Here is a 6,524-nt window from a genome sequence, read left to right on the forward strand (position 1 = left end):
CATGGCACGCCAGGCAGCGCACGGTACGGGACGTGGGCGCGAGGACGAACGGAGCGGCGGCGGCATCCCGGACGGCCTGCTGATCGGCCTCCTGGGCTTCTTCGTCGCGCTGACCCTGCTGGCCTGGACGGCCACGGGCCTGGCCGGACTCCTCGCGCACGGTGCCTGGCCGGACGGGGTGGCGTTCACCCGGACCCCGCAGGCCCTGCGCGAACTGATCGCGGCACCGAGCGACCTGCCGGGCGCCTGGCCGCACACGCCACCGGCCCAGCTCTCCGGGTACGGGCTGTTCTGGGGCCTGTTGATCGGTGAGCTGATGGTGCTGCTGGTGCTGACGGTGTTCGTACTGGGGGTGGTGGCCCGTGGCCGCGCGGTACGGCAGCGGCGCCGCGAGGAGCGGATGGGCCTGGTGCACGACACCCCGGCCACGTCGTCCGTACGCGGCGGAGGGGCGCCGGAGGGCAAGGAAACCCCGGCCGCCCCCGTACCCACCGAACACACCCCCGCCGAGCCCTCCGCCGCCCCGGCCGCCACCGCCTTCACGCCGAACACATCGGCGCACACCCCGACCGCGGCGACCGAAACCGCCCCCATAACCCCCACGGCTCCCACGGCCCCCGCAGCACCCGTGCCCCACTCGCCGCTCGCGGAGCCCGCGCCTCCCGCCGTCCTCCCCTCCCCCCGGGCGCCCTTCCTGCTCTACGCCCCCGCCGCCACCCGCCGCCCCACCGTCGTCCAGGCCATCCGCGACGCCGACGGCCCCGTGCTCGTCGTCACCTCCGACCCCACCGTCTGGGCCGAGACGAAGGACGCCCGCGGCAAGCTCGGCCCCGTACACGTCTACGACCCCGGCCACCTCTGCGACACCCCCTCCCGCCTGCACTGGTCGCCCACCACCGGCTGCGAGCAGCCCGAAGTGGCCGCCACCCGCGCCGCCGCGCTCCTCGCCCCGGTCAGGCCGCAGGCCCGGATCGACGCGGCGACGGCCGACACGGCACAAACGTTGCTCCAGTGCTGGCTGCACGCCGCCGCGGTGGACGGCCGCCCCTTCCGCCAGGTGCACCGCTGGGCACTGGGCGGAAGCGCCCACGAACCGGTGCGCCTGCTCCGCACCCACCCCAAGGCCGCCTCCGGACTCGCCGGGCTGCTGGAGTCCGCCTTCACCGCCTACCCGGAACGCCGCGAGGTGGCCCAGGAACTGACCGTGCGGGCCCTTTCGGCCCTGTCCTCGGTCCACATCCGCGAGGCGTGCACGGCAAACCGAGCGGATTCACTCGCACTGGAATCATTCGGGGCCGAGGGGGGAACGCTCTATGCAGTGGGCGAACCCATCGAGGATCCCCGCTACCGGCCGGGCGCGATGCCTTTCCTCACCGCGCTCACCTCATACGTGGTCGAGCACGGCCGCCGCATGGCCGCACGGTCATCCGACGGTCGGCTCGACCCACCAATGACGCTCGTCCTCGACGACGTCGCGGCCGTGGCTCCCCTTCCCCAGCTCCCGGAGCTGCTGGCGACCGGTCAGGACCAGGGCATGCCCACCTTGGTCCTGCTCCGCTCACAGGAACAGGGCCGCGCCCGCTGGCAGCAGCACCTCGAACTGCCCGCCACCGGCCGCGGATAGCGGAGGAACCCCGCGCTACCGCCCGAGGACGTACTCCAGCTCCAGATCCGGCTCCCGGCCCGGCTCCCGGTCACCCGCGCCACCGGGCACGGGGACGGTCTGCCCGGACGGTACGAAACCGAACCGGCGGTAGAAGGCGGCGGCCCGCAGGTTGTTCTCGTGCACATACAGCCGCACCCTCTCGAGCCACGGATCGGACAGCGACCAGGCCCAGTCGACCGCCGCCCGGAACAGCGCGTCGGTCACCCCCGTGCCACGCACCTCCGGCCGCACGAACACCCCGACCAGATGCCCCTGGTTCACCTCGGGGGCGTCCCCGAAGCGCACCTCGCCCTCCGGCCGCTCGACGAGCATCGTCACGGTCCCCACCCACGCGCCATCGGGCGCCTCGGCCACGAACTGCATCACGTCCACACCCGCGGCGGCGTCGGCCGTCCTGCCCTGCCAGAACTCGTCCGGCTTCCCGAGCGCACTCCCGTACGTCTCCAGAAACGCGAGGGGCGCCATCGGGTCCTGGAGGGCAGCCAGGCGAAGTTCCCTGGCCAGCGGCCATTCATCGGCCCTCACAGGGCGTATCACGTAGTCCATGGGCCGATCCTGGACTCCCGCGGACCGTCCGGGCAAACCCGTTTCGCCGCCGCGCCGACGTCGTACCCCGCGCCGCCCTCGCGTCGTACCCCGGTACTACACCCGCGCCGACATCCCGCCCCCGGTCGGACGACCACCGCGCGCCCGCTCCGTAGCGTCGACGGCATGATCAAGGCGTACGAACTCACCAAGCGGTACGGGGACAAGACCGTCGTCGAGGGCCTCGACTTCACCGTCCGCCCCGGCACCGTCACCGGCTTCCTCGGCCCCAACGGCGCCGGCAAATCGACCACGATGCGCATGCTGCTCGGCCTGGACGCGCCGACCCGGGGCCGGTCCACGATCGGCGGGCGGTCCTACGCCACCCACACCGCCCCCCTCACCGAGGTCGGCGCCCTGCTGGAGGCCCGGTCCGTCCACCCCGGGCGGTCCGCCTTCAACCACCTGATGGCACTGGCACACACCCACGGCATCCCGCGCGGGCGCGTCGAGCACGTCCTCGACCTGGCAGGCCTCACCGAGGTCGCACACCGGCGGGTCAAGGGCTTCTCGCTCGGCATGGGCCAGCGGCTCGGCATCGCCGCCGCCCTGCTCGGCGACCCCGCCACCGTCATCCTGGACGAGCCGGTGAACGGGCTGGACCCCGAGGGCGTCCTCTGGATCCGTACTCTCCTCAAGTCCCTCGCCGCACAGGGCCGTACGGTCCTGATCTCCTCGCATCTGATGAGCGAGACGGCCCTCACCGCCGACCACCTCATCGTCATCGGCAGGGGCCGTCTCCTCGCCGACACCACCGTCGCCGACCTGATCCGCACAGCGGGCGGAGCCCACGTCAAGGTCGTCACCCCACGGGCAGCCGCGCTGCGCGCACTCCTCGCCGCGCCCGACACGAAGATCACCGCACGGCCGGACGCCCCCGACGAGCTGGAGATCCGCGGCGCGGACGCGGCACACATCGGCCGCGTCGCCGCCGCCCACGGCATCGCGCTGCACGAACTCACGCCGCGGAGCGCGTCCCTGGAACAGGCGTTCATGGACCTCACCCAGGAGTCGGTCGAGTACCGAGCCACAGCCACTCCCGCGACCGGAGCCGCAGCATGACGACCACCGACACCGCAGGTCCCGACACCGCAGGGCTTGTCCCCACCGGGCCCACAGCCCCCGTCCGACTCCCGTACCGCATCACCCCGGCCCGTGTCCTGCGCTCCGAGTGGCACAAGCTCTGGTCCCTGCGCTCCACCTGGGTCACCATCGTCTCGGCGTCCGCCCTGGTCCTCGGTATCGGCCTGATCATGGGCGGCACCTACACATCCGGTGGTGGTGACTCCGATGTCGACACGGTCATCCTGACGCTCTACGGCACCCTGCTCGGGCAGCTCTGCATCGCGGTCCTGGGCATCCTGGTCACCGCGGGCGAGTACTCCACCGGCATGATCCGCGCCTCGCTCACCGCCGTACCGAGCAGGCTCCCCGTCCTGTGGGCGAAGGCCGCGGTGTTCGCCGCCTCAGCGTTCTCGGTCATGTTCGTGACCGGGCTGATCACCTTCTCCGCCGCACAGCTCTTCCTCCACGACACCGACCAGGCCGCCTCCCTCAGCGATCCGGGCATGCTGCGAGCGGTGGCGGGCAACTCCGCCGGCATCACACTGCTCAGCCTCATCGCGCTCGGTCTCGGCGCACTGTTCCGTTCCGTACCCGGCGCGATCGGCGCCTTCATCGGCGGAGTCATGATCGTCCCGGAGATCCTGGGCATGATCCCGTACGAGACCGTCGAGAGCGCCATCACGTACTTCCCCACCCAGGCCGCCGGGGCACTCGGCTCCGCCACCCCGCTCCCGGACGCCGCCTCCCCAGGAACGGCCCTGCTCGCCCTGTGCCTGTGGGCAGCGGCCGTCCTGGGTGCCGCCGCTCTCCTGCTGCGGCACCGGGACGCCTGACAACGGACACCCGCGGCACCACGAAGAGGACGACCGCGCGACGGACACAGACACGGAAACGGACGGGGATGGCCCGGTGACGGACAACGAGGCACGCACAGAACCACACGGCGGTACGCGGCACAGCCCGTCCACCGAAGTCCCGCGGCTCCCGGAACGGCAGGGAAGGCAGCGAAAGCGGGTTGCGGAGGGGCAGGTGGAAGGTCAGGTGGAGGCGCATGTGGACGGGCAGGGGGACGGGCGCGACCAGGACCGGTTCACGGGTACCGCCCCGCTGACCCGGTACATCCAGGGCCGACTGCACCGCCTGCGTGCCTTCGACCGCCGCCGGCCCGCCGTCTGGGATGTCCTGGTGACCGCGTTCTGGGTCCTGGTCGCGGTGCTCGACTTCACCTCGGGCGGCTGGCGCACGGTGGCCCGCGACGTGGAGGCGCCCGAACCGCTGGTCCTGCTGATGACCCTGTGCTTCTCGGTGCCGCTGCTGTGGCGGCGCAGACATCCGGTGACCGTACTCGTCCTGATGGCACCGGTGTCACTGGTCAACATCTGGACCGGCGCCGTGGTCCAAGCCGCCTTCCTCCAACTGATCCCCGCGTTCCAGATCGCGCTGCGTCTGCCGCTGAGGACCCTTGCCGGGGCCGGCCTGCTGATGTGTGCCCCGGCCGCGGCCGGGGCAGCGCGCATCCCCGTGGTGTGGAGCCAGCAACTGGTCTCCTACCTCTGGGGCTTCGCCTTCGTCGCCCTGCTGGGGATCGCGGTCCGCACCCGCAAGGACTACACCGAGGCCCTCGTCGAGCGGGCCCACCGACTGGAACACGAACGCGACCAGCAGGCCCGCCTCGCAGCCGCCGCCGAACGCACCCGCATCGCACGCGAGATGCACGACATCATCGGCCACAACCTCTCCGTCATCACAGGGCTGGCGGACGGCGGGGCCTATGCGGCGGCGAAGTCGCCCGAGCGCGCGGCCCAGGCCCTGGAGGCCATCGGCACCACCAGCAGGCAGGCCCTCGCCGAACTCCGCCGTCTGCTCGGCATCCTGCGCGAGGACCACTCCGGAGCCGACCGCGCGCCCCAGCCGACACTCAACGACCTGGAACCCCTCATCGCCGCCGTCCGAGCCGCCGGCCTGCCCGTGCACCTGGACATCCACGGAACGCCGTACGCCCAATCCCTCACCCCGGGACGCGAACTGACGGTGTACCGCGTGGTGCAGGAGGCGCTCACGAACACGCTCAAGCACGCCGCCGCCCACCCCGGACTGTCGGCGGCGGTCACCCTCGCCTACAGCCGTACGGACCTGGAAACCCGGATCACGGACACCGGCCCGACTGCCGCGGACACCGGCCGGACCACTCCCGCTTCCCCCGCGCCGCCTTCCCGAGTCCCGCACCGGGGCCAGGGCATCGCGGGTATGCGGGAGCGCGCCGCGCTCTACGACGGCACAATCGACGCGGGCCCACTGCCGGACGGCGGCTGGCAGGTACGACTTCGCCTTCCCCTGGAGGACGCTTCCCCGTGACGACCGTACTCATCGCGGACGACCAGCCGTTGCAGCGCTTCGGTTTCCGAATGCTGCTGGAGAGCCAGGACGACATGACGGTCGTCGGCGAAGCCTCCGACGGCACCGAGGCACTCCAGCTGATCGCACAGCACCACCCGGACGTCGCGCTGATGGACATCCGTATGCCGGGCCTCGACGGCATCGAGACCACCCGCCGCGTCATCAGGTCGGGTGCCCCCACCCGCGTTCTCATCGTGACGACCTTCGACCTGGACGAGTACGCGTACGACGGCCTCCGTGCCGGAGCGAGCGGCTTCCTCGTCAAGGACGCCCTGCCGGAGGAGCTGCTCTCCGGCATCCGCGCGGTCGCCAGCGGCGACGCGGTGGTCGCCCCCAGCCTCACCCGTCGGCTTCTGGACGCCTACGTACAGCATCTCCCGGCCTCACCCGGCGACCCCACGGCGACCGACAGCCGGATCGCCTCCCTCACGTACCGGGAAAGGGAAATCCTCACGGTCATCGGCCAGGGCTGGTCCAATACGGAGATCGCGGCCCGCCTCCATCTCGCCGAATCAACGGTGAAGACCCATGTCACCCGCATTCTCGCCAAAACAGGAGCCCGGGACCGCGTCCAGGCCGTCATCCTCGCGTACGACACCCGCCTGGTCACCCCGACATAGACGCAGTGCGGCTACGAGCACGGGACGGGTACGGATACGGGACGGGTGGCGAAACCGTCCTGGTGGTGAACGCAGAAAAGCCCCGTACCTTGCGGTACGGGGCTTTCCCGGAAAAATTGTTCGGCGGCGTCCTACTCTCCCACAGGGTCCCCCCTGCAGTACCATCGGCGCTGAAAGGCTTAGCTTCCGGG

The 6,524-nt window shown here is 71.7% G+C and carries 6 protein-coding genes and 1 rRNA gene; 5 read left to right on the top strand and 2 right to left on the bottom strand.

Annotation, left to right across the window (positions count from 1 at the left end; translation table 11 throughout):
- Position 1: 1 nt before the first annotated feature.
- Positions 2–1,624: a type IV secretory system conjugative DNA transfer family protein gene (locus tag ABT170_RS30100; RefSeq protein WP_351872560.1), complete on the top strand. Its 1,623-nt coding sequence runs from the start codon at positions 2–4 to the stop codon at positions 1,622–1,624.
- Positions 1,625–1,639: 15 nt separating this feature from the next.
- On the opposite strand, the gene ABT170_RS30105 is transcribed toward ABT170_RS30100, so the two are convergent.
- Positions 1,640–2,212 carry a GNAT family N-acetyltransferase gene (locus tag ABT170_RS30105; RefSeq protein ID WP_329942239.1) on the bottom strand — a complete coding sequence of 191 codons (573 nt, stop codon included), beginning with the start codon at positions 2,210–2,212 and terminating at the stop codon, positions 1,640–1,642.
- A gap of 165 nt (positions 2,213–2,377) precedes the next feature.
- On the opposite strand from ABT170_RS30105, the gene ABT170_RS30110 reads away from it, so the two are divergent.
- The 4 genes from ABT170_RS30110 (at position 2,378) to ABT170_RS30125 (ending at position 6,333) form a co-directional block, all read left to right on the top strand.
- Entirely contained in the window at positions 2,378–3,313 is a 936-nt protein-coding gene (locus ABT170_RS30110; protein WP_351872563.1) for an ATP-binding cassette domain-containing protein, read from the top strand.
- Entirely contained in the window at positions 3,310–4,149 is an 840-nt protein-coding gene (locus tag ABT170_RS30115; RefSeq protein WP_351872566.1) for an ABC transporter permease, read from the top strand. The genes ABT170_RS30110 and ABT170_RS30115 overlap by 4 nt, the downstream gene beginning before the upstream one ends.
- A gap of 208 nt (positions 4,150–4,357) precedes the next feature.
- Entirely contained in the window at positions 4,358–5,671 is a 1,314-nt protein-coding gene (locus tag ABT170_RS30120) for a sensor histidine kinase (protein WP_329942260.1), read from the top strand.
- Positions 5,668–6,333, top strand: coding sequence for a response regulator (locus tag ABT170_RS30125; RefSeq protein WP_351872569.1), 666 nt, complete (start codon positions 5,668–5,670; stop codon positions 6,331–6,333). Before ABT170_RS30120 ends, ABT170_RS30125 begins: the two co-directional genes overlap by 4 nt.
- Positions 6,334–6,451: 118 nt before the next feature.
- Here the strand turns inward: ABT170_RS30125 and rrf are convergent.
- Positions 6,452–6,524, bottom strand: a 5S ribosomal RNA gene (gene rrf, locus ABT170_RS40660); the annotation flags it as partial.

It is taken from the genome of Streptomyces sp. NPDC001787 (genome assembly GCF_040297465.1).
Classification (GTDB): Bacteria; Actinomycetota; Actinomycetes; order Streptomycetales; family Streptomycetaceae; genus Streptomyces.